This window comes from Halomonas sp. AOP5-B2-8 (assembly GCF_052376475.1).
In the GTDB taxonomy this organism is placed as follows: domain Bacteria; phylum Pseudomonadota; class Gammaproteobacteria; order Pseudomonadales; family Halomonadaceae; genus Vreelandella; species Vreelandella casei.
In genome coordinates this window covers 16,461-42,221 of record NZ_JBQSVS010000008.1, presented here as the reverse complement: position 1 = coordinate 42,221, position 25,761 = coordinate 16,461, and the positions used below count along the sequence as shown (strand labels likewise).

At 54.5% G+C, this 25,761-nt stretch carries 25 protein-coding genes and 1 pseudogene; 9 read left to right on the top strand and 17 right to left on the bottom strand.

The window, feature by feature from the left end:
• Positions 1–136 precede the first annotated feature (136 nt).
• The 4 genes from ACT3RP_RS17225 to ACT3RP_RS17210 all read left to right on the top strand — a co-directional run bounded on the left by ACT3RP_RS17225 (position 137) and on the right by ACT3RP_RS17210 (position 4,068).
• On the top strand, positions 137–1,759 hold the full coding sequence (locus tag ACT3RP_RS17225; RefSeq protein ID WP_096278150.1) for a BCCT family transporter: 1,623 nt from the start codon (positions 137–139) through the stop codon (positions 1,757–1,759).
• A gap of 97 nt (positions 1,760–1,856) precedes the next feature.
• A complete protein-coding gene (locus ACT3RP_RS17220; RefSeq protein WP_176483371.1) occupies positions 1,857–2,021 on the top strand; it encodes a hypothetical protein in 165 nt (54 codons plus the stop codon).
• A 132-nt stretch (positions 2,022–2,153) separates the two neighbouring features.
• Positions 2,154–3,497 carry an MFS transporter gene (locus tag ACT3RP_RS17215; protein ID WP_483394222.1) on the top strand — a complete coding sequence of 448 codons (1,344 nt, stop codon included), beginning with the start codon at positions 2,154–2,156 and terminating at the stop codon, positions 3,495–3,497.
• A gap of 58 nt (positions 3,498–3,555) precedes the next feature.
• Positions 3,556–4,068 (top strand): retropepsin-like aspartic protease family protein, encoded by a 513-nt coding sequence (locus tag ACT3RP_RS17210; RefSeq protein ID WP_483394229.1) that lies wholly within the window; start codon positions 3,556–3,558, stop codon positions 4,066–4,068.
• A gap of 133 nt (positions 4,069–4,201) precedes the next feature.
• On the opposite strand, the gene ACT3RP_RS17205 is transcribed toward ACT3RP_RS17210, so the two are convergent.
• Entirely contained in the window at positions 4,202–4,342 is a 141-nt protein-coding gene (locus ACT3RP_RS17205) for a hypothetical protein (RefSeq protein ID WP_176483372.1), read from the bottom strand.
• 228 nt (positions 4,343–4,570) lie between these two features.
• Here ACT3RP_RS17205 and ACT3RP_RS17200 point away from each other — a divergent pair, with 228 nt between their 5' ends.
• Positions 4,571–5,329, top strand: a complete 759-nt coding sequence (locus ACT3RP_RS17200) for a response regulator (protein WP_096278156.1) — start codon at positions 4,571–4,573, stop codon at positions 5,327–5,329.
• Positions 5,330–5,345: 16 nt separating this feature from the next.
• Positions 5,346–6,944 (top strand): ATP-binding protein, encoded by a 1,599-nt coding sequence (locus tag ACT3RP_RS17195; protein WP_483394221.1) that lies wholly within the window; start codon positions 5,346–5,348, stop codon positions 6,942–6,944.
• Here the strand turns inward: ACT3RP_RS17195 and ACT3RP_RS17190 are convergent.
• Positions 6,907–7,845, bottom strand: a complete 939-nt coding sequence (locus ACT3RP_RS17190) for a LysR family transcriptional regulator (RefSeq protein WP_096278160.1) — start codon at positions 7,843–7,845, stop codon at positions 6,907–6,909. The genes ACT3RP_RS17195 and ACT3RP_RS17190 overlap by 38 nt on opposite strands.
• A 168-nt stretch (positions 7,846–8,013) precedes the next feature.
• Between ACT3RP_RS17190 and ACT3RP_RS17185 the strand changes: the two are divergent.
• Positions 8,014–8,097, top strand: a pseudogene (locus ACT3RP_RS17185) (hypothetical protein); the annotation flags it as partial.
• A gap of 6 nt (positions 8,098–8,103) precedes the next feature.
• Here ACT3RP_RS17185 and ppk1 read toward each other — a convergent pair.
• Both ppk1 and hemB read right to left on the bottom strand, forming a co-directional pair.
• A complete protein-coding gene (gene ppk1 / locus ACT3RP_RS17180) occupies positions 8,104–10,293 on the bottom strand; it encodes a polyphosphate kinase 1 (RefSeq protein ID WP_441684174.1) in 2,190 nt (729 codons plus the stop codon).
• Between the two features lie 153 nt (positions 10,294–10,446).
• Entirely contained in the window at positions 10,447–11,457 is a 1,011-nt protein-coding gene (hemB, locus tag ACT3RP_RS17175; RefSeq protein ID WP_483394220.1) for a porphobilinogen synthase, read from the bottom strand.
• Between the two features lie 193 nt (positions 11,458–11,650).
• Between hemB and elbB the strand changes: the two genes are divergently transcribed.
• The gene (elbB, locus tag ACT3RP_RS17170) at positions 11,651–12,310 is read left to right on the top strand and encodes an isoprenoid biosynthesis glyoxalase ElbB (protein ID WP_192536094.1); all 660 of its coding nucleotides are present in this window, start codon (positions 11,651–11,653) and stop codon (positions 12,308–12,310) included.
• Between the two features lie 93 nt (positions 12,311–12,403).
• Here the strand turns inward: elbB and tatC are convergent, their stop codons facing one another.
• The 13 genes from tatC to ACT3RP_RS17105 form a co-directional block, all read right to left on the bottom strand.
• Positions 12,404–13,195: a twin-arginine translocase subunit TatC gene (gene tatC, locus ACT3RP_RS17165; RefSeq protein ID WP_096278168.1), complete on the bottom strand. Its 792-nt coding sequence runs from the start codon at positions 13,193–13,195 to the stop codon at positions 12,404–12,406.
• The gene (gene tatB, locus ACT3RP_RS17160; RefSeq protein ID WP_441684175.1) at positions 13,192–13,701 is read right to left on the bottom strand and encodes a Sec-independent protein translocase protein TatB; all 510 of its coding nucleotides are present in this window, start codon (positions 13,699–13,701) and stop codon (positions 13,192–13,194) included. Before tatB ends, tatC begins: the two co-directional genes overlap by 4 nt.
• 3 nt (positions 13,702–13,704) lie before the next feature.
• Entirely contained in the window at positions 13,705–13,980 is a 276-nt protein-coding gene (gene tatA, locus ACT3RP_RS17155; RefSeq protein WP_441684176.1) for a Sec-independent protein translocase subunit TatA, read from the bottom strand.
• Between the two features lie 143 nt (positions 13,981–14,123).
• A complete protein-coding gene (locus ACT3RP_RS17150; protein ID WP_441684177.1) occupies positions 14,124–14,480 on the bottom strand; it encodes a phosphoribosyl-ATP diphosphatase in 357 nt (118 codons plus the stop codon).
• A gap of 32 nt (positions 14,481–14,512) precedes the next feature.
• The gene (gene ubiB / locus ACT3RP_RS17145; RefSeq protein WP_441684178.1) at positions 14,513–16,135 is read right to left on the bottom strand and encodes a ubiquinone biosynthesis regulatory protein kinase UbiB; all 1,623 of its coding nucleotides are present in this window, start codon (positions 16,133–16,135) and stop codon (positions 14,513–14,515) included.
• Positions 16,132–16,788, bottom strand: a complete 657-nt coding sequence (locus ACT3RP_RS17140) for a ubiquinone biosynthesis accessory factor UbiJ (protein ID WP_483394219.1) — start codon at positions 16,786–16,788, stop codon at positions 16,132–16,134. The genes ubiB and ACT3RP_RS17140 overlap by 4 nt, the downstream gene beginning before the upstream one ends.
• Before the next feature lie 37 nt (positions 16,789–16,825).
• The gene (gene ubiE / locus ACT3RP_RS17135) at positions 16,826–17,581 is read right to left on the bottom strand and encodes a bifunctional demethylmenaquinone methyltransferase/2-methoxy-6-polyprenyl-1,4-benzoquinol methylase UbiE (protein ID WP_441684180.1); all 756 of its coding nucleotides are present in this window, start codon (positions 17,579–17,581) and stop codon (positions 16,826–16,828) included.
• Positions 17,582–17,732: 151 nt separating this feature from the next.
• Entirely contained in the window at positions 17,733–18,116 is a 384-nt protein-coding gene (locus tag ACT3RP_RS17130) for a gamma-butyrobetaine hydroxylase family protein (protein ID WP_483394218.1), read from the bottom strand.
• A 79-nt stretch (positions 18,117–18,195) separates the two neighbouring features.
• Positions 18,196–19,518, bottom strand: a complete 1,323-nt coding sequence (hslU, locus tag ACT3RP_RS17125; RefSeq protein ID WP_235040260.1) for an ATP-dependent protease ATPase subunit HslU — start codon at positions 19,516–19,518, stop codon at positions 18,196–18,198.
• A gap of 48 nt (positions 19,519–19,566) precedes the next feature.
• Positions 19,567–20,103: an ATP-dependent protease subunit HslV gene (gene hslV, locus ACT3RP_RS17120; RefSeq protein ID WP_096278186.1), complete on the bottom strand. Its 537-nt coding sequence runs from the start codon at positions 20,101–20,103 to the stop codon at positions 19,567–19,569.
• Between the two features lie 139 nt (positions 20,104–20,242).
• Positions 20,243–20,980: an SPOR domain-containing protein gene (locus tag ACT3RP_RS17115; RefSeq protein ID WP_441684182.1), complete on the bottom strand. Its 738-nt coding sequence runs from the start codon at positions 20,978–20,980 to the stop codon at positions 20,243–20,245.
• A 3-nt stretch (positions 20,981–20,983) separates the two neighbouring features.
• On the bottom strand, positions 20,984–22,669 hold the full coding sequence (gene argS / locus ACT3RP_RS17110) for an arginine--tRNA ligase (protein ID WP_483394217.1): 1,686 nt from the start codon (positions 22,667–22,669) through the stop codon (positions 20,984–20,986).
• A gap of 213 nt (positions 22,670–22,882) precedes the next feature.
• Positions 22,883–25,105, bottom strand: coding sequence for a primosomal protein N' (locus ACT3RP_RS17105; RefSeq protein ID WP_483394228.1), 2,223 nt, complete (start codon positions 25,103–25,105; stop codon positions 22,883–22,885).
• A gap of 256 nt (positions 25,106–25,361) precedes the next feature.
• Here ACT3RP_RS17105 and rpmE point away from each other — a divergent pair, with 256 nt between their 5' ends.
• Entirely contained in the window at positions 25,362–25,577 is a 216-nt protein-coding gene (gene rpmE / locus ACT3RP_RS17100) for a 50S ribosomal protein L31 (protein ID WP_096282286.1), read from the top strand.
• Positions 25,578–25,761: the final 184 nt, after the last annotated feature.

The window sequence follows — 25,761 nt, the reverse complement described above, 5'->3', positions numbered from 1 at the left end:
AAAATAGTGGAGCACGCCTCTTATAGAATGATTTCAGCTTGCCTTGCCTTGAAATGCGCCTGCCATCCTAAAATGTTAGCATTTAACTGTACAAGCACTCTCTTTGTGCACAATGCTTATCTAACAGGAAGGTTATATGGCCAATCATGGAGGCAAGTCGGTTTTCATCGCATCAGTGGTGATTATCTTGGGCTTGGTAATTGTGGGAGCGTCGTTTCCTGAAGGTTTTGCAAGCCTCGCAGAAAGGGCGTTATCCACGGTTACCGAGATTTTTGGTTGGTTTTATTTATTTTCTGTCTTCGGTTTTGTGATTTTTTTGTTCGGCTTGGCGCTGAGTAAATATGGCAAGGTCCGCTTAGGGCCTCAGGACAGTCGACCCAGCTATAGCTTTTTCTCATGGATTAGCATGCTGCTGGCCGCGGGGTTTGGCGTAGGTTTGGTTTTTTATGGTATGGCCGAGCCAATGTCTCACTACATTGAGCCACCTTATGGTGATGTCACTGCGGAGACTGAAGCAGCGGCACGTTACGCCATCCAGTACAGTTACTTTAACTGGGGGATCCACCAGTGGGCGGCGTTCTCGATCGTGGGTTTAATCATCGCCTACTTTCAGTTTCGTAAAGGCCAGGCTGGGCTTGTTTCTTCAGTACTTTCGTCGGTCACCGCCAAAAACCCTAAGATACGCCCCTATGCCTCATGGCTAGACGTATTTGCGGTAGTTGCCACGGTAATGGGCGTTGCTACCTCACTGGGGCTAGGCGTGCTGCAGATGAACGGTGGCTTAAACGCCGTATTTGGCTTGCCTGAAAACGGCTTATGGCAGTTTGTTATTCTCTTCGTTATGTTCTGCGCCTATATGGCATCCACTTGGTCGGGTTTGGATAAGGGCATTAAGCGTCTATCTAACCTCAATATGATCTTGTGCATCGGGTTGATGCTGTATGTGCTCATTACTGGCCCTACGCTTGCGATATTGGAAACGATTACCGTCGGTATCGGCGATTATCTGCAGAATTTTATTGGCATGAGCCTGCGTATTTCTCCCTATAGCGATAATGAGTGGGCGAGCTCTTGGACAATTTTCTATTGGGCATGGGTTATCGCCTGGTCGCCCTTTGTGGGAACCTTTGTCGCCCGTGTATCCCGTGGTCGTACTATCAAAGAGTATGTGTTTGGGGTGTTGCTAGTACCGCCGCTGCTTGCCTGTTTATGGATTGGCGTATTTGGCGGTGCGGCGCTGCATATGGAACTTAATGGTACTAATATCGGCCTAGCCGCCGCGACGCAGAATAATATCACCGCCGCACTGTTTGAAATGTTTGATTTAATGCCATTTTCCGGCGTGCTGTCCGTTGTGGCAATGATGCTGATCTTTATTTTCTTGGTGACATCCGCTGATTCGGCCTCGTATATTGTGGCGCAAATGACGGATAATGGTTCCATTAATCCGCCGTTGTACAAGCGCGTGGTTTGGGGTGTATTGATTGCCGCTATCTGTTTCACCTTGATTGCGTCGGGAGGGTTAGCCGGGCTTCAGTCTGCTGCTGTGCTGTCAGCGCTGCCGTTTACCTTTATTTTGTATATGATGATCTTTGTATTGGTGAAAGAGCTGCGAGCAGATCGTAAAGCCATGTTGATGCAACTATACCGTCGCCATGGAGATACGCCAGTGGGTGCCGATGCCTTTGAAGCGGAGCTATTAGGTGAAGAGGAGCGGCTGCGTCGCGCGCCCAATGTGGTCAATCGGCGCATTAAATAGTCAGCATCAATAGAGATAAGAAAGCTTTCTATTGCGGGAGCTAGCGTTTAAAGCGCTAGCTATTCTAGGAGCAAACCCACATGCGGCAAAGATGCTAATGGCTCGGCAAGGACGCCACGGGGCGACTAGAAGGCAGCCTAAAGGGGCTGCCTTCTCTAAAGGAATAGCCTTTGATCGCTGGCTTGATCGGGTAGTGACCATTGCGGTCGTTACGGCGATGGCCATTGGTTTTGCCGCGGTTATTGCGCACTGGTTGCTCTAACGTTAGCGATAGAGCTTGTTCTCTTTGCCCATGCTTTTCGTGACGCCCAGCGATGCTGGGCGTTTGCGTAGCGCTGAAGAATGTTAATCAAACACCTGCTAGGCTTACGATTCCCCCTGCGAGAGAGACCCAATGCTGTCAGCTAACACTGCTAAGGTGACCGGTGCCTATGCGTCGCGCCGAGAAATATTCGGCTGGGCGATGTTTGATTTTGCTAACCAGGCCTACACGCTGCTGATTATTACGGTGGTATTTGGCGAGCTTTTTACCACCGTGATTGTCGGGGATCGTGGCGACAACTTCAGGCTGGCTAATTTTTTATGGAGTCTTGGCCTGGCGATCAGCTATTTGATGGTAGTGGTGACGGCACCACTGTGCGGCGCGATTATGGACTATCGGGCGGAGAAAAAGCGTTTTCTGCTGGTGAGCTACCTAGCCACCGTGGTGACCACGGCGATGCTTTACTTCGTTGAGCCAGGCTACGTCATTATGGGGCTGCTATTAATTGTGCTGTCTAACTACGCCTATTCTATGGGCGAATCATTTATTGCCGCCTTTTTGCCCGAATTAGGGCCACCTGAAGCGCTGGGCAAAATTTCCGGATTTGGCTGGTCGTTAGGGTACATTGGCGGGCTATTTGCCGCGGGATTTACGTTGGTGGTACTGGGTGAGGCCAGCGCAGAGAACTTTGAGCGCATCCGCTGGGTGGGTCCCTTTGCTGCAGGGTTTTTTCTGATTACCGCAATTCCTACCTTCCTCTGGCTGAAAGAGCGCGGCACGCCTCAGCCATGTGGCGTGTCTTATCGCCACATTGCCCTGAACCGCGTGACGGTGACGTTTCACGAGTTACGCCATTTTAAAGACCTGACGACCTTTTTGATTTCACTGCTTTTCTCAATGGCCGGTGTGTACATCATCATTGCGTTCGCTTTCATCTATGGCGCTCAAGTGATTGGTTGGGAAGAAAGCGTGCGCAACATCATGTTCATTATTGTTCAGATCACCGCCGCCGCAGGGGCATTAGGGTTTGGCTGGCTGCAGGATCGGCTAGGCGCCAAGCGCACCTATCAAATCACGCTGGCGCTGTGGGTGCTGGCGATTATTGCTATTTGGGCAACGCCTGAGGTAACGCAATGGGTGAACGGGCATTTTGAGGTGCAGTGGCAGGCTCAATACGTCTTCCTGGTCGTCGGTTGCTTAGCGGGAGCGAGTCTAGGCTCTAGCCAATCGGCAAGTCGGGCGCTGGTAGGCTTATTTTCACCGCTGGAAAAGTCAGCGGAATTCTTTGGATTTTGGGGGCTGGCGAATAAATTAGCGGGCGTGCTGGGCATCGTAATGCTGGGCGTGCTGCAAGCGCTGATTGGCCTACAGGCATCTATTTTATTATGCGTTGCCTTGTTCGTTATCGCGATGTTGATTTGTGCCAGAGTCAACGAGCGCCGTGGCCGTGAAGCTGCGCTGGCTTGGGGAAAATAGCGGTAATGCCCATAACGACCAAGCCTATAAAGGAGCCCTTATTTCAGTGAGGAGGCATATGGTCTCGCAGTCGGCACAGCGCGGCGGCATTGGAATGATGCTGCTCTTTTGGATACTGTTAATGGCGGTTGGCACCTGGTGGATACACGGTGGTCTGGATGCAATGATGCGTCCTAATGCCAACATTGTGCACACGCTGCCTGCGGGTGAGCCTGTCACGTTAAAGCGAAATCGCGCAGGGCATTTCGAGTCCCCTGGGCGCATTAACGGCTCGCCCGTCACTTTTTTACTTGATACTGGTGCCACTTACGTAGCAGTGCCCGCCGACTTAGCGGCAGAGCTAGGTTTGGAGCCAGGGCGTAGCGCTTGGTTTAATACCGCCAATGGCAGAGTTGAAGGAGCGTTAACGGAGTTGGACGAGGTGTCGCTGGGAGGGCTCACCGTACAAAATGTTCAAGGCTCGATTAGCTCGGGCATGGAGCGCGATACCGTATTGCTTGGAATGAGTTTTTTGAACCTTTTCTCGATTGAAATGCATGCAGGTGAGATGAGGCTGAGCCTTCCAGAGTAATGATTTCCACTTTATTAGGTAACGTTAATATGCGCTATAGTGTTACTATTTTTCCCGATGGTTGGCTTAATCTCGTGACTAAGTAAAAAGGCAGGCCTGTGATGGCCTGCCTTTTTAGTATTATGAGTATTCGTTACTCAATGGCGTCGCTTGCATCGCCCGGTGGTGATTTGTAATGCCCGGGAGTTTTTAATTTTTCCCCGTTGGGCAGATCGCGTACCTGGGCAGGCACATACACACGCTTAATGACACTTTTCGTATTATTACTTTTCATGGCAGGATCCTCCTGTCAGATTGTCGACAGTTAGCGCTTCTACATTAGCCCTCGTGGGTAGGGGAATCAAGTGCCCGGCCGCACGCATTCGCCAATAAGCGTAATGATTATGACATTAGAGGGCATTTTCATGGTTTTGAGTTATCCTTAGAGCCAACAATATATTATCTGTGCTGATGCTGGGTTAACCGGTGAAAACAGACAGCCTAAGTAGAGTGAGTAAAGAGGATGATTGATCACCTGGAACAGCAGTTCCAGGCGCTTGAGTCCCAAGCGCCTGTCGTGCCTGATTACCCCGATCAAGATCATGTTCTGATCATTGAAGATGATAAGCGCCTTGCCGAGCTAACCCGCGAATATCTGCAAGCGAACGGCTTCCAGGTCTCGTTGGAAGCCGACGGTGCTAAAGCGGTTGATCGTATTTTAACCTTGCAGCCAGACCTAGTTATTTTAGATTTAATGCTGCCTGGCGAAGATGGTTTAGCGATTTGTCGCCGCGTCAGGCCCAACTTTTATGGCCCTATCATGATGTTGACGGCACGCACCGATGACCTAGATCAAGTCTTGGGGCTTGAAATGGGAGCCGACGATTACGTACCCAAGCCCGTTCAGCCCAGGGTGCTGCTTGCCCGCATGCGGGCATTGCTACGCCGCGCTGAAGGCCCTGCGCCCAATGGCGAAATACGGCTACGTTTCGAAAATCTGGAAATAGACAATGCGACGCGTGAAGCGTGGCTCTCCGGTGAACGTATTGATTTAACCAGCGCTGAGTTTGATCTACTTTGGCTGCTAGGCCGCAACGCAGGTCGTGTCCTTACCCGCGAAGAGATATTCAGCGATTTGCGGGGAATTAAGTACGACGGCCAAGATCGGTCGATTGATGTGCGTGTATCACGAATCCGGCCCAAAATTGGTGATGATCCTCACCATCCACATCGCATCAAAACGGTACGCAGTAAAGGCTATCTCTTCGTTAAAGACAGTTAATTTTAGAGGCGGTGTCATGCGGCGGGTGTTCAGCAGCGGGTCGTTTTTGCGCTTCTATGTGCTGCTGGGCCTCGCGCTACTGGTGATGTTGGCGATGGTATTGGCCGGGTGCTCGTTTATCGAACAGGTGCGCCGCGAGGACTATCGCGAGCAGCTCGCCGCGCTGCCGATGTCACTGATGACGCGCCGGCTAGCCGACACGCCTGTAGAGCAACGCGGTGGCCTGCTGGATCGCTTTTCAGAGCGGCTGGATTTACAGCTTACGCTATTGCCCATCGCCGATGCTGATCTTGGCTACTTTGAACGCTCCCGCTTAGAACAGGGCAAAATACTGGTTGCAGAGGATCCTTGGCGGTTGCAGCAGCGTTTGCCGGAAAGTAACCAGCTGTTACAGGCTTGGCTGGCGGACGACTGGAGCGAGCACCAGTGGCACGGCAGCATTTCATTGCTAGGCGACTGGCTTGCGGTAACCCCCTTGAATGAGCGTGAAAGTCTTATAGAAGAGCTGCGTTCGGGGAGCTGGCCGCTGCAGCTACTGGCCACCGTGCCGGACCGGCTAACTGCTGAGCAGAAAACGCTGTTGGTTAGCGGTGGTATCGTGACGCAATTAGTGTCCGACAAGCTATCGATTACGCTGCTTTATCAACTGCCCGGTGAATCGGCGTGGCTACAGGCGGGCCCCATTTCCCGTGGCGATACCTTACCGCTGAATTTACACCTTCCCCTATTAGTTGGGCTGATGATCGTACTCAGCCTTATCATCTATTTAATTATGCGTAGCATTGAAGAGCGCATGGCAAGGCTTGAGCTGGCCGCTACACGGATTGCTAGCGGGCGATTAGAAACCCGAGTAAAAGTTGAAAGCGGTGATTTTCTAGGCCGGTTGGGAATGGCCTTTAATGGCATGGCTAATCAGGTGCAGAGCCTGCTGCGGGGGCAGCAAGAAATGATTCGCGCGGTTTCTCATGAACTGCGCACCCCGGTGGCGCGCATTCGTTTTGCCGTCCAAATGGTCGAAGATATGACTGACCAGCCCGCTATCCGGCGCCAACTACAGGGTATTGATGCTGATATTACGGAGCTTGATGAGCTGGTCGATGAAATTCTGACCTATGCAAGATTAGGCGGCGAAACGATTAACGGCGCCGAGCTTGAAACCGGGCTGGTCGAGTGCCGGGCCATGGCAGAGCGCGTGATTGATACACTCTCGCCATTGCACGAAGGCTTAACATTCACACTACTGCAAGGTGACGAAGTCGAGCTTCTGGCGGAGCCTCGCTATTTACAGCGTGCGCTGCAAAACTTAGTGGGTAATGCCTGCCGTCATGCCACGGCTCAGGTGGTCGTCCGGCTATGGGATGAGCCCAGGCTCGTCCGCATTGATGTAGAGGATGACGGTCCGGGTATTCCACCTGAAGCGCGTGCCGATATTTTCAAGCCATTTGCCCGGTTGGATGACAGCAGGGCCAGGAGCTCCGGCGGCTACGGGCTGGGGCTTTCGATTGTGCAGAAAGTTATGGCTAGCCACGGCGGTAGCGTTACCGTCGATAATAGCCCCCACTTGGGCGGGGCGCGTTTTACGCTGCTGATTCCGCGTCGAGATCCGCCGGCTTAATCCCTGAGAGCACCGCAAAAGATGTCTCGCGAGCAGTGCGTAAGAAATCCTGCATCCAGGGTGCTTCCCGCGTTTCTTCGCGAATCGCCGCGTAAAGTGTGCTCCATACTCCGTGCTCGCCCAGTTTCACCGCGCTAACATAATCACGCTCCAGGTACTCGGTTAGCGCCCAGCTAGGCAGTGCGCATACGCCGCGTCCGCTCGCAACCAGCTGCATCATCATAATGGTTAATTCTGCTGTACGGATTTCACGCGGGCGGACGTTGGCTGGATGTAAAAATTGGCTGAAAATATCCAGACGCGACTGCTCGACGGGATACGTGATCAGCGTTTCATCCGCGAGCGCCTGAGGTTCAATAAACCCTTGGCCCGCAAAAGCATGCTGTCGAGCGATAGCCAGTAATCCTTCATAGCGGAACAGCGGGGCATAGTGAATGCCGTCAAGCGGCTGAGGATCAGCGGTGATGACGAGGTCTAGCTGCTCCCGGGCGAGCGCCGGTAGCGGGTCGAAATGATGGCCACTGGGGATGTCGATTTCAACTTCTGGCCAATGGTTGCGAAAGTAGTCCACCGTCGGCATCAGCCATTGGAAACAGCTGTGGCACTCGATTGCCATATGCAGCCGGCCCTGCTCGGTACCCGCTAAGCGCGCTAAGTCCCGTTCTGCCTTACGTACCTCAGGCAATAACTGATCAGCCAAGGCGAGCAGGCGCAGTCCCGCGCGCGTAAATTCCACCGGGCGCGTTTTTCGTATAAATAACGCGCTGTCGACACGGCCCTCTAAATCTTTGAGCTGGTGAGACAGCGCCGATTGAGTCAGATGGACGCGTTCGGCAGCATCGACCAGCGAGCCAGTTTCGCGCAGAGCAAGCAGCGTGCGAAGGTGGCGCAGTTCAATCATGGCTTAACCTGTTTGTGTGAATAGATTTCATCTTTGTCATTAAAAGCGTTAGTTTAGTTCATTTTTGTCTGGCGACCAGACTATGTGAAATTATTCACGTTGGCAGGTATCATCATGACAGCTTCTCATGTTCTCGGCTATCCCCGCATGGGGGCCTAGCGGCGAGCCCGCTGCGGCTGGGTGCAAAGCTATGGGGCACGGTGCGTAAGGCCGCCGGTTATCTTTGATGATGTGCCACGCACTACGCCAATGCGTTCGTTATCTAGCTTTTGACGCATAGGCGTAAAGCAGCGTTTCTTGAGCACTGATGGGGTTACTCTCGCCAGGGTTTTGGAGCTGGTAGCTGCCGTCGGTTTGTAGTAGCCAGCTCTGGCAGTTGTCGACCAGATAGGTTTCAAGGTCTTTGCGCACGCGGATAGCGAGTTTTTTATCTAGCAGCGGAAAGCAGGTTTCCACTCGATGAAACATGTTGCGTGACATAAAGTCGGCGCTTGAACACCATGTTTCTGATTTGCCGTCATTGTGAAAATGAAATACGCGGGTGTGTTCCAGCAACCGGCCAATAATGGAACGCACGCGGATATTGTCTGACACGCCGGGCACGCCGGGTTTCAGGCAGCACATGCCACGAATAATCAGGTCGCACTCTACGCCCGCTTGGGAGGCGCGATAGAGTGCTTTAATTAATTTAGGCTCGGTTAACGAGTTGCATTTGATAATGATGTGTCCGCGTTCTCCTTGACGCGCAATGTGCGCTTCACGGTCAATCATTTCGACTAACCGCTCGTGCAGCGTAAAGGGGGCGTGGAGCAGCGTATCAATTTTACGCGCGCGGCCCATTCCCGAAAGCTGCTGGAACACTTTATGTACGTCAGCGCACAGCAATTTGTTCGCGGTCAGCAGGCTATAGTCGGTATAGAGCTTGGCCGTTTTGGAGTGATAGTTGCCGGTGCCAAGGTGCGCGTAGTAGCACAGTTCGCCCTTTTCACGGCGCACGATATGCAGCATTTTAGCGTGGGTTTTATAGGCCATAATGCCGTAAACGACGATGGCGCCGGCTTCTTGAAGGCGTGAAGCAAGCTGCAGGTTGTCGGCTTCATCAAAGCGTGCTCGCAGCTCAATCACCACGGTGACCTCTTTACCTTGGCTGGCCGCCTCCACTAGTGCACTCACAATAGGCGAGTCTGCCCCGGTGCGGTAAAGGGTCTGCTTTACCGCCAACACATGGGGGTCGCGAGCCGCTTCGCGCAGCAGGTCTTCAATCGGTGAAAATGACTGAAAGGGATGATGCAGCAGAATGTCGTTCTTCGCGATGGCATCAAAAAGACTGCCTGCCTTGAGTGCTTTGGGAATGCTGGGAATGAACGGGCGATAAAGCAGCTCAGGGCGGTCAACGTCGCCTAAGGCTGACATCATGCGCGTTAAGTTGACCGGACCTTTAACGCGGTACAAATCATCATTTTCAAGCTCAAACTGGCGCAGCAGAAAATTGGCTAAGCCATCCGGACAGTTGTCGGCTACTTCCAGCCGTACGCCACTGCCATAGCGCCGCGCCAGCAGCTCACCGCGCAGCGCTGAGGCTAAGTCAGACACTTCTTCGGGGTCGACGCTCATATCGGCATTGCGGGTCAGGCGGAATTGATAGCAGCCGCGTACGCGCATGCCGGGAAATAGCTCATCGGCGTGGGCATGAATCATCGATGATAAAAACACATACTCTGAAAAGCCTTCTTCGCATAGCTCCTTGGGCAGTGCCATTAGCCTTGGTAGCGAGCGCGGAGCAGGCAAAATCGCCATGCCGCCTACGCGGCCAAAGGCATCCTTGCCTTCCAGTTCAACAATGAAGTTGAGGCTTTTATTTACCAGCCGTGGGAAAGGGTGCGACGGGTCAAGGCCAATCGGGCTGATGACCGGCATAATCTCGTTATCAAAAAAGGCTCTGCCCCAGGCTTGTTGCGCTCTGGTCCACTGATCTCGCCGGCGAAAACGTAGCCCCTGAGCTTCCAGTGCGGGCAGCAGCATTTCGTTGAGAATTTGATATTGTCGGACAATTTGCGCATGGGCGAGCTGGGATATTTCCGCTAGTACTGCTTTGGGCAACCGGCCATCGGCTGCCGTGGTTGTATCGCCCAAGGCAATTTGATGTTTGAGGCCTGCGACGCGAATTTCGAAGAACTCATCCATATTAGAGGAAAAAATAAGCAGGAACATCAGCCGGTTGAGTAACGGATGCGCATCGTCTAGCGCCTGTTCCAATACGCGGATATTAAACTGTAAATGCGACAGCTCGCGGTTGAAGTAGAGTTGGGTGTCGTCAAGATCGGTTTCAGGCAGCGCTTCACGCGCCTGGACGCCGGTGGGCGTACGATTTATACGTAGCGGCATATCGCCGTCGCTGCTGGTTTGATCGGTAGGTGATAATGGTGGACTGGAAACGTGCTCGTCCATGGTGGATCTCCCCGCGTCGATGGCTCGAACGTATCATAGCCTGATACTGATAGATCAGCGCAGTATGCGGGGAGAAGATGACAAATACGTGTCACTGGATTGTCATCTTGTTCAACATCATGCCAATAAGCGGCTTAGCGACGCTGTACTTCATTAGCCTTGCTGCAATAGCCGGGCCGCCTCAAGTGCGAAATAGGTCAAAATGCCGTCTGCCCCGGCGCGCTTAAAGCACATCAGTGACTCTAGTATGACGGGTTCTGCTTCCAGCCAACCGTTGTCGAAGGCTGCGCGATGCATGGCGTACTCACCGCTGACTTGATAAGCAAAGGTGGGAACCTTGAGTTCATCCTTTACCCGGCGCACCACGTCTAAATAGGGCATGCCTGGTTTGACCATGACCATGTCGGCGCCTTCGCTGATGTCCATGGCCACTTCATGCAGCGCTTCATCGCTATTGGCGGGGTCCATTTGATAGGTGCGCTTGTCCGCTTTGCCCAGATTAGTGGCCGACCCAACCGCATCCCGAAATGGCCCATAGTAGTGCGATGCATACTTCGCGCTGTACGCCATGATCCGCACGTTGTGTAAGTTTTCTTGCTCCAGTACTTGGCGAATTGCGCCAATGCGTCCATCCATCATGTCAGAGGGCGCCACCACGTCGGCACCGGCTTCTGCATGGGAAAGCGCCTGTTTCAACAGCGTTTCTACGGTGCGGTCGTTTTGCACGTAGCCTTGCTCATCTAAAATGCCGTCTTGACCATGAATGGTATAGGGATCAAGCGCCACATCCGTAATAATACCAAGCTCAGGCAGCGCTTCTTTTAGCGCGCGCACGCTACGCTGCACCAGTCCGCTGGCGCTATAGGCCTCTTCGGCTAGCTCACTTTTTTGCTCAGGGCCGACGACCGGAAACAGTGCCAGAGCGGGAATGCCCAATGCAAACGCTTCGCGAGCTTGCTCAATGAGTAGGTCGATTGAAAGCCGTTCCACGCCGGGCATCGAAGCTATGGGTTCACGCTGATTTTTACCTTCAAGAACAAAGACCGGCAGTATGAGATCGGAGGGCGTCAGCGTTTTTTCTTGCATTAAGCGGCGTGAAAAATCATCACGGCGCATGCGGCGCATGCGCGTGGCAGGAAAGTGGCGGGGAGTAAGTGCACTCAAAGGTTGTCTCCATTAAGGATCGCAAATGAGGGTGTTAAATAAGAGTGCCCGAAGGCCTGCCGGCAGTATATCAGCCATACCCTGCGGCGAAAGACGCCTTGTGGCAAACAACCACACTGACTAAAGTGGGCAACAGCTTTGCGGTAGTGCGTTCGGCAAACTCTACGTGGTTTCGGATAATAAGGAGATAGGCATGGCCAAACAGGTGGCAGTCATTTTAGCCGGATGCGGCGTTTACGATGGTTCTGAAATTTATGAGACCACGCTGACGCTGCTGCGCTTAGACCAGTTGGGTATTGAGTATCGCTGCTTTGCCCCCGATATCGATCAGCAGCATGTTGTTAATCATCTTACGCAAGAGGTTGTTGAAGGCGAGCAGCGTAACGTGCTGCTAGAGTCTGCTCGCCTAGCGCGGGGGGAAATAAGCCCCCTAGAGGCGTTGGATGCGGATAACTTCGATGCGGTGATTGTGCCCGGTGGTTTTGGCGTCGCCAAAAATCTTTCAGACTTTGCCAGTGCCAGCGATAATATGCAGGTGCTAGACGCGCTGAAAGAGGCGCTGGCGGGCTTTCGTCAAGAAGCCAAGCCTATCGGCCTGATGTGTATTGCTCCGGTACTGGTGCCCCGCCTGCTGGGGGATGGTATTGCCGTCACGGTGGGGAATGACCCGGCGGTATCCGGTGCTATTAGCGCCATGGGCGGGCTGCACCGCACCTGTAGCGTAGAAGATATCGTGGTTGATTTTGAGCACAGCGTGGTAACGACACCCGCGTACATGCTGGCAACGCGCATCAGTGAAGCTGCCACCGGCATCTTTAAGCTCGTCGATCGTATCGCAGAAATGATGGATTAAGGACTATTGCGAGGTTGTTAACGGTAGATATAAAAAGCCGCCGCCATGATTAATGGCGGCGGCTTTTCGATATCTACGTCATTAGTGCCTTCGCTATAGCATGTCTTCTTGCTCTTCCGCCGCCTCTTTCTCCGCTTTGCGCTTGCGTACTAGGCGACCAAACAGCAGACCAACCTCGTAAAGCAGGTACATCGGAATCGCCAGCAGGCTCTGTGAAATAACATCCGGTGGCGTAAGCAGCATGCCCACCACGAAGCAGCCCAGCAGGATATAAGGACGCTTCTTGGACAGGCTTTCTACTGTGGTGGCGCCAGAAAGAATTAGCAAAAAAGTCGCGATAGGAATTTCAAACGCTACGCCGAAGGCAAAAAATAGTTTAAGAACGAAGTTCAAATACTGGTTGATATCGGTCATCACTGCGACGTTTTCCGGCCCTGTCTGGGTGAAAAACTCAAACAGCAGCGGGAACACCACGTAATAAGCAAACGCCGCACCGCCATAGAAGAGCGCAATGCTTGAGACCAGGATAGGAATAGCGAGGGCTTTCTCATTATCGTAAAGCCCCGGTGCAATAAACGCCCACGCCTGATGCAGTACAAAAGGAATGGCAATAAACACGGCCACGACTAAGGTCAGCTTAAACGGTGCTAAGAAGGGTGAAGCCACTTCAGTCGCGATCATCTGCGAGCCTTCGGGCAGCAGCGCCATCAATGGCTCAGCGACAAAGGTATAAATGTCGTTGGCAAAGGCATAGAGGCCCAAAAAAATCACCAAAATAAGAGCCACGGCGCGTATTAAGCGTGAACGTAGTTCGATTAGATGCTCAATAAGAGGGGCTTGTGGTTGATCTTGCTGAGGCTCCTTTGAATCGCCAAACATACTCATTGGTGATTACTATCCTTATTAAATGCAGCCCGCTCAGCTTCAGTGGCGTCTGTTTTGACTGAGGATGCGGCCGGGGGAGGCGCTGGGGAGGATGCAGGTGCCTCTTCGCGCACCGTTTCCAGCGCGTCATCTAAGTGAGAGTTGGCCTGGGCAGCGCGCTGCTGCATCTCGCTCTGCGGTGTTTCAGGCTGTGATGTTTCGCGTGGCGTTGCTGCGCTAGTCGGTTTAGCCCGGGTTGTCGTGGGTTTATCGACAATGCTTTCTACATCCAGCTTCGCTTTGTGCAAGCTGTCGTTGAGCTTTTTCTGCTGATCGTTAAGCTTTTGACGCAGCTCTTCCGCTTCCAACTGGGCGCTGATTTCGCGCTGCATACCAGATACCGTGCGCTTGATTCTGCCGATCCATAGACCCGTCGTACGGGCAGCGCGTGGCAGGCGCTCTGGGCCAAGCACCAGCAGCGCGACAATGCCAATAAGCATGAGCTCAAGAAAGCCGATATCTAGCATGCGTTACTTGCGCTCTTCGTTGCGTTCAGCGGCACGCTTCTCTTCAGCCTGCACATCGTACGTATTGCCAGGCTCTTCGTGGCTGACTTTGGCATTCGGCTGATGGGGATCTTCGCTATCAGCCTCTTTGTTTTTTTCTTCGTCGTGCATGGCTTTCTTGAAGCCTTTGACCGCCCCGCCGAGGTCGGTGCCTACATTGCGCAGCTTTTTGGTGCCGAAAATTAGGATGATGATGCCCAGAACAATCAGCAACTGCCAAATACTGATACCACCTAACATATGCGTTTCCTCATGGGTACAGGTTAACTTTCTTAGTCACTATATGCTTAGGCGACTGAATGCTCAGTAGCTACATGCTTCCTGACTACTGGTGCCGGTAAGCTAAGCCTACGCCAAGCGTAGCCATAACGTCGATATTATTGCTAGCGAGAGGCTTTTTCATCGTGGCCTGAAATGCCAAAGCGTCTTGCCAACTCGTCTAAAACGGCTTGATGATCAAGATCCAAATGAGACAGCATCACCAAGCTATGAAACCATAGGTCGGCCGTTTCAGAAATCAGCGCTTGGCGCTCAGCCTCACCGCCGTGCTCTGCATCTTTGGCCGCCAGCACAGTTTCAGTGGCTTCTTCGCCCACTTTTTCAAGTATCTTGTTCAAACCCTTGTGATGCAAGGACGCAACATAAGATTCTTCTGCTGCTGCATAACGTCGCTGCTTGAGTACCCCATTGAGAGTATCCAGCACATACGCATTGCTAGTCGATGATGCGTCGGTGTCCATGAAAATCCTTATAATCGTTGAGTCACGCCGCTTTATTGCCAGACTAACAGCAATAGGCCGATACCGGCGGCGGCCAAGACCGGCCACTCCTGGAGCTCAATCCAACCGCTTAACGGCTGCCAGGCGAGCGCCAGCGCCAGCACTATTAAACCTAACCGTAAGCGATACAGGCGCTTGCCTTGACGAGCCATGTGCTGGCGCATGGCGCTAATGGCATCGACCTGCTGATGCCGCTGGCGATGCTCATGCTCCATGCGGCTGAGCGCCTGATGGGCGAGTACGGGTAATTCAGGTAGCTGGCGCGAAAGCTCCGGCGCCTGGCGCTTTAACGACTCCCACAAGCCGCCGACGCCCGCGCGCTCTTTCATCCACTGCTCTAAATAAGGCTTAGCGGTGCTCCATAAATCTAAGTCAGGATAAAGTTGGCGACCTAGTCCTTCAATATTCAGCAAGGTTTTCTGCAGTAGGACGAGTTGCGGCTGCACTTCCATATTGAAGCGACGCGCGGTTTGAAACAGCCCTAGCAGCACCTGGCCGAAAGAAATATCTTTTAGCGGTTTCTCTAAAATAGGTTCACACACCGTCCGAATCGCGGCGGCAAACTCATTAGCACGCGTGTTTTCGCCCACCCAGCCAGACTCAATATGCAGGGCAGCGACTTCGTAATAATCCTGATGAAAAAACGCCAGCAGATTGCGCGCCAAATAGTCTTGATCTTCGCGTGTTAGGCTGCCGACAATGCCGCAGTCGATGGCGATGTACTGGGGGTCTTCGGGATTGTCACAATTAACAAAAATATTGCCCGGATGCATGTCGGCATGAAAGAAGTTATCGCGAAATACTTGCGTGAAGAACAGCTCAACGCCACGCTCGGCCAGCTTTTTCAAGTTGGTGCCGCGGGCGATTAGGCTGTCCAGGTCGGCGACCGGAATGCCACGAATGCGTTCTTGTACCATGACGTGTCGGCGCGTAAAAGGCCAATAAATGGTCGGTACAAACAGCAATGGTGAGTCTTTAAAATTACGCTTCAATTGCGAGGTGTTGGCGGCTTCTTTATACAGGTCAAGCTCATCAAACAGCGTCGCTTCGTAGTCACGAATGACTTCTACCGGACGCAAGCGGCGCGCATCAGGCACCTTGGACAGCAGTTTGGCGACTTGATACATCAGCGCCATATCTTGGCGCATCACGCGGTCTATGCTCGGCCGAATGATTTTAACCACCACGTCTTCGCCGCTATGCAGCCGGGCAGCATGCACTTGAGCAATAGATGCTGAGGCCAGCGGCACATGGTCAAATTCAGCAAACGCTTCCGCCAGCGACATTTCCAGCTCTTTCTCGACGCGAGCAGCAGCCTGGTCACCCGGGAAGGGGGGCACCTGATCCTGAAGGCGTTTGAGCTCATCGGCGATATCCGCCGGCAGTAAATCGCGGCGGGTCGAGAGCATTTGCCCAAATTTAATGAAAATTGGCCCTAAGGCTTCTAAAGCGAGGCGTAAACGCTCGCCGCGTGAGCGTTTGCCGATAGGCACTAAGCGTAGCGGCGAAAACCAAAGCAGCGCCCGCAGCCACCAAGGGAGACGCTCTAGCGGGAGTAATGTATCTAGCCGATGACGGCTTATCACCCAGCTAATTCGCAGCAGGCGCAGGCTCATGGGTGCGGCTCCTGCACCAGTGTCTGGCGCTGTGTCAGTAGTCGTTCTAAGCGTTTAAAGCGTGCTTCCAGGCGATCTGTTGCCACTTCTAGTTCGGTGAGGTGCTCGCGCAAAACGTTGCGCTGCTGTCGCCCTGGCAGTAGGCGCGCCTCTTCAAAGACGTACTCAGAAACGTCCTGGATCAGCTCATCTTTGGCGCGCAGCCCCCAGCGAGCCATGCGCCGCAAGCCCTCCGCTAGCGAGTGTGCGGGCATATCGCCCAGCCAATGGGCGAGTTCGTTTTCCCAATCAATATCCAGATCGAAAAGAAGCTCGCGGGTGGCTTCTAGCAGATGAATATGACCACGCACAGCAAGCTTACCGTCAAACATTAGCCGCTCAATTGAGGCGCCACTAATCCATTCGGACAATGTTTCGGGAGTAAGTTCAACCACCGCATTAGCGTCGGCTTCTTCAGTGTCGTCGCCCCGCAGTAGATCTACCCCGGCATGATGATAGTGGATAACCACGGCCAGATGCGGCTGCTCGAAGCGTACCAGCAGGCGGCTGCCCGCAAGCTTCGCCAAGCGGCCAGGGGCTGCCGGGTCACGGGCAAGAAGAGCATTGAGCGTGCGTTCACAACCGGCCAGCAGCAAGGTTGGGGTTACCAGCATGCTGACCCCTTGATGGAAAACGCCACGGGAGAGAGCGTCATAACTTAATGCCGCGGTGCAGTGCAACAATGCCGCCGGTCAGGTTGGTGTACTCAACGCGTTCAAGGCCTGCGGATTCCATCATCGCTTTGAGCGTTTCCTGATCTGGGTGCATACGAATGGATTCTGCCAAATAGCGGTAGCTTTCGCCATCGCCGGCTACCAGTTCGCCCATTTTGGGCAGCAGGCGGAAAGAGTACTCGTCGTAAGCTTTTGAAAGAAGGGGATTATTTGGCTTGGAAAACTCCAGCACTAAGAGGCGACCGCCGGGCTTGAGTACGCGTGCCATGGAGCGCAGCGCGGCGTCTTTGTCGGTAACGTTGCGTAGGCCAAAGGCAATCGTAATGCAGTCGAAACTGTTATCGGGAAACGGCAGGCATTCGGCGTTGGCCTGAACATATTCAACGTTGCCGCCCACGCCGTTATCCATCAGCTTATCGCGGCCTACTTTCAGCATCGAGGCATTGATATCGGCCAACACCACTTTGCCTCGTGGCCCCACAAGACGGGAAAATTTTAGGGTTAAATCACCCGTGCCGCCGGCAATATCTAGTACATGATGGCCTGGGCGCACGCCTGCACGCTCAATCGTCATGCGCTTCCATACTCTGTGAATACCCATCGACATAAGGTCATTCATCACGTCGTAGCGGGCCGCAACGGAGTGGAATACATCGGCTACTCGCGAGGCTTTCTCGTCAACCGAGACTTGCTGAAAACCAAAGTGAGTCGTGCGTTTTTCTGTGGGGCTCATGGCGTAGTAGCTCCCGAATTCGAGGCGGTGGCGAATCGACCCTGAGTCTTTTGACTGAGTGGCCGGTGCGATTAAAAAGTTAGCGCCATTGTAGCCTTGTCCGCCCTGGCTTGTCTGCCCAGACTGATGAGTGCCTTGGGTTGAGTGACGGTCACAGCTGCTTGAATTGAATACCCGCAGGCTCACGTGAGGCGCCGACGTCCTGCAGGCGCTGCAAGTAGTTGTTCCAGTAGTCCTGTTGATGGAGGGCGAGATCATGCAGGTAGTTCCAGCTAAACAAACCGCTGTCGTGGCCATCGTCAAAATGCAGCTTAAGCGCGTAGTTGCCAGCTTGGCTAATGTTTTGCAGGCCGACGTCTTTTTTACCTACCTGAAGTACGGCGCTGTCGCCGCCATGACCACGCACCTCTGCAGAGGGAGAGTAGACGCGCAGCAGTTCCACCGGTAGGCGGAAGGTTTCGCCAGTGGCATAGCCAAGCTCTAACTCGCGGGCCTGCTTATGGTAGTGAACGCGGGTAGGCGTAGGAGCAGTCATAACAAACCTCTAAACAGGTGGGGCGCAGGCAGCCAATCGCCACCTACGCCCCGCTTCGGTTATGTAAAGATGCGGACGCTTATAAGATATAGCGCGATAAATCTTCGTCAACTGCCAACTCGCCAAGCTGTGCATTGACGTAGTCGCCGTCAATCACCAGCGGGCCTTCCATGTCGCCACCTTTGAAGGAGGCCTCTTCTAGCAGCCGCTCCATCACGGTGTGCAAACGGCGAGCGCCGATGTTTTCAGTGCCTTCGTTGACCTGCCAGGAGATCTGCGCGATGCGCTCGATACCGTCTGGCGTAAACTCAATGTCGAGACCCTCCGTCGCCAGCAGCGCTTTATATTGCTTAGTCAGCGAGGCGGAAGGCTCGGTCAGAATGCGTTTGAAATCATTGGGCGTGAGTGCATCGAGTTCAACGCGGATCGGCAGACGACCTTGAAGCTCCGGAATCAGGTCCGACGGACGCGCCAGATGGAAAGCCCCCGAGGCGATAAACAGAATGTGATCGGTTTTAACCATGCCGTATTTGGTTGAAACGGTTGAGCCCTCAATGAGCGGCAACAGATCACGCTGCACGCCTTCGCGAGACACTTCACCACCGCTAGACTGGCCGCTGCCTTTGGCAACTTTGTCGATCTCATCTAAAAACACGATGCCGTGCTGCTCAACTGAATACACCGCACGCGCCTTGATCTCTTCTTCATTGACCAGCTTGCCGGCTTCTTCGTCGCGCAGCAGTACGAGCGCTTCTTTTACCGTCACACGACGGTTTTCGCGCTTTTGCTGGCCCATGTTGGAGAACATGCTTTGTAGCTGATTGGTCATCTCTTCCATGCCCGGCGGGGTCATGATGTCGACGCCTTGGCTTTGAGCCGATACTTCGATATCGATCTCTTTTTCGTCTAACTGCCCTTCACGGAGCTTCTTGCGGAAGGTCTGGCGAGTGCCGTTATCTTCACGGGGCTTGTCTTCCTGACCACGCGGCGGCGGTAACAGGGCATCGAGTACCCGGTCTTCAGCAGCATCGGCGGCACGGTGGCCTACGTCTTCTTTGGCCTGCTCGCGCACCATTTTGATGGCGTTTTCCATTAAGTCGCGAATAATCGACTCAACGTCGCGGCCAACGTAGCCCACTTCGGTAAATTTAGTGGCTTCGACTTTAATAAACGGTGCTTTGGCCAGCTTAGCAAGGCGGCGTGCAATCTCGGTTTTACCCACGCCGGTGGGGCCGATCATCAGGATGTTTTTGGGCGTGACTTCCGGGCGTAAATCATCGTCCAGCTGCATGCGGCGCCAGCGATTGCGTAGGGCAATGGCAACAGCACGCTTAGCATCCTGTTGGCCAATAATGTACTGATCGAGAGCGTGAACGATTTCGCGGGGTGTCATCTGAGTCATAACGGTAACCTTTGTGTTCTTTGAGCGGCGTGAAGAGGACGCGTGGGGCTATGAGCGCCCATCGATCGACAGCTCTTCGAGCGTCACGTGGTGGTTGGTGAACACACAGATATCACCAGCGATAGCCAGCGATTTTTCGGTGATTTCACGTGCCGACAGCTCGGTGTTTTCTAGCAGCGCTCGGGCGCTGGCCTCGGCGAAGTTGCCTCCGGAACCAATGGCAATAACGCCGTGTTCGGGCTCCACCACGTCGCCGTTGCCGGTAATGATCAGCGAGGTGGTGTGGTCGGCGACGACGAGCAATGCTTCCAGGCGGCGCAGCGCGCGCTCGGTCCGCCAATCTTTTGCTAGCTCAACAGCGGCTTTAGTCAGATGCCCCTGATATTTTTCTAGCTGCGCTTCAAAGCGCTCAAACAGCGTAAATGCGTCTGCAGTGCCGCCCGCGAACCCGGCAAGTACCTTGCCACGGTAGAGGCGACGGACTTTGCTGGCGTTACCCTTCATTACGGTATTGCCCAGCGATACTTGACCATCGCCAGCGAGGGCGACCTGATTACCACGACGAACGGAAACAATGGTGGTCATGGAGATAACTCCTTGGGGGAGACACGCTCCCGATGACTGGCTGGTCGCTTAGCAAGCGACCGTTGTGTAGGCGTTCACAACAAAATGCGGGCGGCTGATGAAAAATCAACCACCCGCAGGACATCGGGGGGTGGGTTTGTCAGTTTTGTAGCTGAATAAGTAGTGGCTCAATGCCTTGCGTAGCCATCAAATCCTGCGCGCGATTAAGCTCGCGGGTATCTTCATAGGGGCCAACCTGGACGCGGTGCCACGTGTTGCCATCGGCCTGTACTTCGCTAATTTGTGCCAGCAGGCTGAGATTGCGCAGCCGGCCGCGCAGCTGTTCGGCATCGCTTAGCTGGCGAAACGAGGCTGCTTGAAGCATGTAGCGGCTGGGCGTGCTACTGCTAGCAGCACTCTCCTGGGCAGCCGATACTTGATCCTCAGGGCGCGTGTTGGCGGCAATCACTTGCGCAATAGGGTCATCGCCCGCAGCTGCATCGGATGCGGTGCTGCTCTCGGTTGTCTGCTCCGTCACTTCGGGGCGGACAACGCTTGACGGCAGCGTAACGCCAGGCGCAATAACTTCGGTTTCAGGCAGCAGCGTATAAAACTCGAAGGTGGGCATTGAGGGCTCGGCTGGGCCTTCGGTTGCTCGTGCAGCGTCGCGCTCCTCGCTACCGGAAGGCTTCGGTAGCACGGTTGCCTGAGGAGGCTCACTCTGCTCCTGCCACGGCGCAGTGCCGTGTTGGTGCTGAGCAAGAAAGAAGCCAATGGCCATGCCTGCAAGGCCCCATAGCCAACCGGGAATGCGAAAGCCGCCGCCGCTGGCGCCTGAGGAAGACTTGCGCTGTGAGGTGGCGCCTTGGCGGGTAGGCTTTTTGCGCGGGGTGGCCATGCGTTACATCTCCTCTGGGGCGCTAACACCCATTAAATCGAGACCGTTGCGCAGCACTTGGCGGGTCGCAAGACCTAGCGCCAGGCGCGTGTTGCGCAAGGTGTCGTCGGCTACCATCACTTTGACGGCGTTATAACAGGTGTGGAAATCGCCAGACAGATCGAGCAGATACTGCGCAACCTGTTGCGGTTCACGGTTCTTAGCCGCGGTTTCGACGACGTCAGGGAAGCGTGCCAAACGGTTCAGAACGGCTTTCTCCTGGTCGCTATCCAATAGCGCTAAATTGGCCAGCGCTAGCGGATGATCGAATGGCTGGTCGGCATCGTGTGCTTTGCGCAACATGCTGCATACCCGGGCATGGGCGTACTGAATGTAATACACCGGGTTGTCGTTAGACTGCGAGCGGGCCAGGTCGATATCAAACGTGAGCTGGGAATCAGCGCGGCGAGCCGCGAGGAAAAAGCGCGTGGCGTCGCGGCCGACTTCATCGATCAAATCGCGCACGGTGACGTAGCTGCCAGCGCGCTTGGAGAGTTTTACCTCGACGCCAGAGCGGGTCACCATCACCATTTGGTGAAGCACGTAGTCGGGCCAGCCTTTGGGGATGCCTACTTCTAACGCTTGTAAGCCAGCGCGTACGCGGGTCACGGTGGAGTGGTGGTCGGCACCCTGCTCATTAATCACGGTTTTAAAGCCGCGCTGCCACTTGTCTAAGTGGTAGGCCACATCGGGTAGGAAGTAGGTATAGCCGCCGTCACGTTTACGCATCACGCGGTCTTTGTCATCACCAAAGTCCGTGGTGCGCAGCCACATCGCGCCGTCGTCTTCATAGGTGTGGCCCGCCGCTATCAGTTTCTCAACCGTGGCGGCTACCTTGCCATCGTTATAGAGCGAAGACTCAAGAAAATAAACGTCAAACTCAACGCCGAAGGCTTTTAAATCTAAATCCTGTTCGCGGCGCAGCCAGGCCACAGCGAACGCTTGAATCGCCTCTAAATCTTCTGGATCAGCTTTTGCGGTCACTTCGCGATCATCCGCGCTCACCGTTTCGCCGGCCAAGTAATCCTTGGCGACATCGGCAATATATTCACCGCGATAGCTGTCTCCCGGCCAGTTGGGATCGTCGGGGCCTAAGCCTTTAGCGCGTGCCTGAACAGAGCGTGCAAGGTTGGCGATTTGCGCGCCTGCGTCGTTATAGTAGAACTCGCGAGTGACGTCATAGCCGGTCGCTTCTAGCAGGCGGCATAGGCAGTCTCCAATCGCAGCGCCACGCCCATGCCCGACGTGCAGAGGCCCGGTGGGGTTGGCGGAAACGAACTCCACCTGCACTTTTTCACCTTTGCCGATCAGACTGCGGCCAAAGGTATCGCCGCAGTTGAGCACCTGAGCAACAATTTGTGCCGCCGCATCGGCCGCTGCAAAAAAGTTGATAAAACCGGGGCCGGCAATGTCAGTTTTTTGAATAGCGTCGCTTTCAGGCAGCGCCGATACCAGCATGTTGGCCAGTTCACGCGGATTTTTGCCAGCGGGTTTGGCCAGCATAAGTGCTAGGTTGGTGGCGTAATCGCCGTGCGCCTTATCTTTCGTGGGGTCCACTTTGATGCTGGGCTGAAGGTCGTTCGGCAACACGCCTTGGTGCTTGAGCGCGGTAACGGCGCCTTCGAGCAAAGAAATTATGGTGTCTTTCATTTCGGTATCCAGTTACGTCCATGGCGGCGTGTGCTAATGCGCACCTGATTAGATTTTTGAAATCGCTAGTTACTTGAGATCGTTAGGTGTTTGAGATCGACAGGTAATTGAGATCGATAGATGCGCAGCTTAAGCGGCCATTATCAGCAATTGCGCCGCAGTTTCAAAGCCGTGTCACGGTGAAGGCCTCATTGTTAATGCTGTGAGTGCTCATTACGCGAGCGTTTGGGGGTCGATATCAATCGACCAGCGGACCTTGCGCGCATCTCGATTAGCTTCCAGCCATTGCACCAGCCAGCTAGCGGCAGGATGCAGCTGGCTGCGTTTATCGGCTGTCAGCATGACATGTAAATGATAGCGATTTTGGCGTCGCTCCATGGGGGCGGGCACGGGGCCTAAGCATCGTGTTGCCACACTTGTTTGTTTTAACCACTCGCGCAGTGCCTGGGCCGCCTGCTGTGCCATTGCTAACGCGGCTTGTTCATTGGGGCTTTCAATACGCAGCAGTGCCATAAAACAAAACGGCGGAAGCTTCGCGATGCGCCGCTCTTCCAGCATGTTGCGAGCCAGTGCCCCATAGCCGTGCTCAGAAAGCTGGCCTAAATGAGGGTCGTCAGGGTGCAGCGTTTGCACCAAGACACGGCCAGGGTGAGCGGCACGCCCCGCACGTCCCGCGACTTGTTCAAGCAGCTGAGCGCTATGTTCAAGGGCTCGAAAATCAGCGGCGTAAAGGCCGCCGTCAGCATTAACCACCACCACTAGCGTGACGTGGGGCAGGTGATGCCCTTTAGCGAGCATTTGGGTGCCGACTAACACGCAGGGTTCGCCGCGCTGAATTTCTTTCAGTACCTGCTCAAAGCTATCCTTGCGCCGGGTGCTGTCTCGGTCTATGCGATGAATCGTCGTTTTGGGGAGTAGTGTTTGCAGTGTCTCTTCTGTGCGCTCAGTGCCACTGCCGAGCGCGCGCAGGTCGCCGCTACTGCATTCTGGGCAGGCATCCGGCAGTGCTCGGCGGCTGTCGCAATGGTGGCAGGCGAGCAAGGCGGGCTGGCGATGTAGCGTCATACGTGCGTCACACTGGCCGCACTCGGCCATCCAGCCGCAGGCGTGGCAGGCTAACGTGGGGGCGAAGCCGCGCCGATTAATAAAAATCAGCACCTGTTTGCCCGCACTTAAGGTGCTTTTAATTGCCTTGATGGCATCGGGCAGCAGGCCGCCTTGGCGACGCTGGTGGCGTAGGTCAATCAGCTCTAACTTGGCCGGCGGGTGACGGCTCGGACGCTGGGTTAGCCGCAAATGGCGGTAGCTGCCGGAAAGCGCTTGATGCAGGCTCTCTAGCGACGGCGTCGCACTGCCCATCAGCAGCGGAATTTTATGGTAGTGGGCGCGCGTCACCGCTAAATCACGGGCGTGGTAGCGTAAGCCGTCGTGCTGTTTGTAGGAGCCGTCGTGCTCTTCATCGACAATGATTGCGCCCGGGTTAGCCAGCGGGGTGAAAATGGCTGAACGGGTGCCAATAATGATCAGCGCCCGGCCACTGGCAGCGGCTTCCCATACGTCCAGACGCTCAGGATCAGTGAGGCCTGAATGCAGTGCCACCACGGGGACGCGAAAGCGGCTTCTAAAGCGAGCAAGCGTCTGGGGCGTTAGGCCAATTTCCGGTACCAGCACTAGCGACTGCTTACCTTTACTGGCGACGGCTTCAATAAGCTGTAGATAGACTTCCGTTTTACCGCTGCCCGTGATGCCTTCCAGCAGGCAAGGGTGATAGCCGTCTAGTTTTTCATGTAGCGCCGCCAGCGCAGTGGCCTGCTCACGGTTAAGCGGCAGGCTGGGCGTTGCCAGTAGGCTGCCCGTAGGCGCGCTGGGGGCGGTGAGAATGACTTCACGGCTGATGGCTAGTGCTTTCTTTTCTAGCGCTAACAGCTGATCGCGGCCGAAACCGTGGGCGCTGACCGCTCGGCTGGGCAAGCCATGGGGGTGCTGGCGCAGTAGGGCGTGCAGCTCTGCTTGCTTGGGCGCACGGCTAAGCGTGTCCTCTGTGCCTTCGCCTTTCGCTAGCCACAGTGTTTGCGTGCGGCCTGCCATGGTGTGGCCCTGTCGTAGTCGGGCAGGCATGGCATGGTGCAGCGTGTCGCCCAGGCTGTGCTGGTAGTAGCGGGCGGCAAACCGGCATAGCCATAGCCAGTCTTCCGGCAGCGGGCTTTCGTCCAGCGTTTCGCTAACAGCGCGCAGCTGGCTGAACGGTAAATCGCTATGATCAGCCAGCTCTACGATGACGCCGACGACCTCACGCCGCCCAAAAGGTACCCGCACTCGAAGCCCCGGCTGCCAGCCGCAGGCGGGCACAGTGCTAGCAGGCAAGTAGTCAAATAGCCGGCGCAGCGGCGAGGGCAGCGCCACTTTGAGCACTTGAACGGGTATCTGACCGGGCACTTGCAAGGGCTCTTGAGTAGGCTCTTGAGAAAGCACGTGAGACGGTGCCCGTAAAGAAACAGGATCAGGCAATTGGCCTCCGGCATTAGTTTTGCTAGAATATGCGACCGCTCTCAATCTTAACGAGTTATCTTGAAGCTTGCTTTAAGGATATATCGTACCGACAGAGCGAATAACCGGTTAGTCATTTTTCCAAACCCGTATGCGGTGCCTGGCAAAAGATCAGGTGGCGGCATATAGCTTAGTGAGGCTCGAGATGAGACAAGGTATTCACCCGAATTACAACATGGTCACCGCCAACTGTTCTTGTGGCGCTACCTTCCAGGTCGGTTCTACCTCTGGTCAGGACTTTTCTCTGGACGTGTGTTCCAACTGCCACCCGTTCTACACTGGTAAGCAGAAGCAAGCGACCACTGGTGGCCGCGTAGAGCGCTTCAACAAGCGTTTCGGCGCTGCTGTTAAGCGCGGCTAATCCATACCGGATAGCCACATCGCCGGCACGAAGGTGCTTGTGAAAAAAAACCCACGCTTAGGCGTGGGTTTTTTGTTTTGTTTTTATGGAAAGTATTTTCAAAAATGCTGCGCTACAACATTGGAGCAACGTACTGTATGCGCATCATTTTTTGATAAGTGTCATTAAATATCGACGAAAATCG

What these genes read in the sequence shown, in the direction of transcription:
- ACT3RP_RS17225 (WP_096278150.1), top strand. Translation starts at nt 137, where the DNA reads ATGGCCAATCATGGAGGCAAGTCGGTTTTCATCGCATCAGTGGTGATT.
- ACT3RP_RS17220 (WP_176483371.1), top strand. Translation starts at nt 1,857, where the DNA reads ATGGCTCGGCAAGGACGCCACGGGGCGACTAGAAGGCAGCCTAAAGGG.
- ACT3RP_RS17215 (WP_483394222.1), top strand. Translation starts at nt 2,154, where the DNA reads ATGCTGTCAGCTAACACTGCTAAGGTGACCGGTGCCTATGCGTCGCGC.
- ACT3RP_RS17210 (WP_483394229.1), top strand. Translation starts at nt 3,556, where the DNA reads ATGGTCTCGCAGTCGGCACAGCGCGGCGGCATTGGAATGATGCTGCTC.
- ACT3RP_RS17205 (WP_176483372.1), bottom strand. Translation starts at nt 4,342, where the DNA reads ATGAAAAGTAATAATACGAAAAGTGTCATTAAGCGTGTGTATGTGCCT.
- ACT3RP_RS17200 (WP_096278156.1), top strand. Translation starts at nt 4,571, where the DNA reads ATGATTGATCACCTGGAACAGCAGTTCCAGGCGCTTGAGTCCCAAGCG.
- ACT3RP_RS17195 (WP_483394221.1), top strand. Translation starts at nt 5,346, where the DNA reads ATGCGGCGGGTGTTCAGCAGCGGGTCGTTTTTGCGCTTCTATGTGCTG.
- ACT3RP_RS17190 (WP_096278160.1), bottom strand. Translation starts at nt 7,845, where the DNA reads ATGATTGAACTGCGCCACCTTCGCACGCTGCTTGCTCTGCGCGAAACT.
- ppk1 (WP_441684174.1), bottom strand. Translation starts at nt 10,293, where the DNA reads ATGGACGAGCACGTTTCCAGTCCACCATTATCACCTACCGATCAAACC.
- elbB (WP_192536094.1), top strand. Translation starts at nt 11,651, where the DNA reads ATGGCCAAACAGGTGGCAGTCATTTTAGCCGGATGCGGCGTTTACGAT.
- tatC (WP_096278168.1), bottom strand. Translation starts at nt 13,195, where the DNA reads ATGAGTATGTTTGGCGATTCAAAGGAGCCTCAGCAAGATCAACCACAA.
- tatB (WP_441684175.1), bottom strand. Translation starts at nt 13,701, where the DNA reads ATGCTAGATATCGGCTTTCTTGAGCTCATGCTTATTGGCATTGTCGCG.
- tatA (WP_441684176.1), bottom strand. Translation starts at nt 13,980, where the DNA reads ATGTTAGGTGGTATCAGTATTTGGCAGTTGCTGATTGTTCTGGGCATC.
- ACT3RP_RS17150 (WP_441684177.1), bottom strand. Translation starts at nt 14,480, where the DNA reads ATGGACACCGACGCATCATCGACTAGCAATGCGTATGTGCTGGATACT.
- ubiB (WP_441684178.1), bottom strand. Translation starts at nt 16,135, where the DNA reads ATGAGCCTGCGCCTGCTGCGAATTAGCTGGGTGATAAGCCGTCATCGG.
- ACT3RP_RS17140 (WP_483394219.1), bottom strand. Translation starts at nt 16,788, where the DNA reads ATGCTGGTAACCCCAACCTTGCTGCTGGCCGGTTGTGAACGCACGCTC.
- ubiE (WP_441684180.1), bottom strand. Translation starts at nt 17,581, where the DNA reads ATGAGCCCCACAGAAAAACGCACGACTCACTTTGGTTTTCAGCAAGTC.
- ACT3RP_RS17130 (WP_483394218.1), bottom strand. Translation starts at nt 18,116, where the DNA reads ATGACTGCTCCTACGCCTACCCGCGTTCACTACCATAAGCAGGCCCGC.
- hslU (WP_235040260.1), bottom strand. Translation starts at nt 19,518, where the DNA reads ATGACTCAGATGACACCCCGCGAAATCGTTCACGCTCTCGATCAGTAC.
- hslV (WP_096278186.1), bottom strand. Translation starts at nt 20,103, where the DNA reads ATGACCACCATTGTTTCCGTTCGTCGTGGTAATCAGGTCGCCCTCGCT.
- ACT3RP_RS17115 (WP_441684182.1), bottom strand. Translation starts at nt 20,980, where the DNA reads ATGGCCACCCCGCGCAAAAAGCCTACCCGCCAAGGCGCCACCTCACAG.
- argS (WP_483394217.1), bottom strand. Translation starts at nt 22,669, where the DNA reads ATGAAAGACACCATAATTTCTTTGCTCGAAGGCGCCGTTACCGCGCTC.
- rpmE (WP_096282286.1), top strand. Translation starts at nt 25,362, where the DNA reads ATGAGACAAGGTATTCACCCGAATTACAACATGGTCACCGCCAACTGT.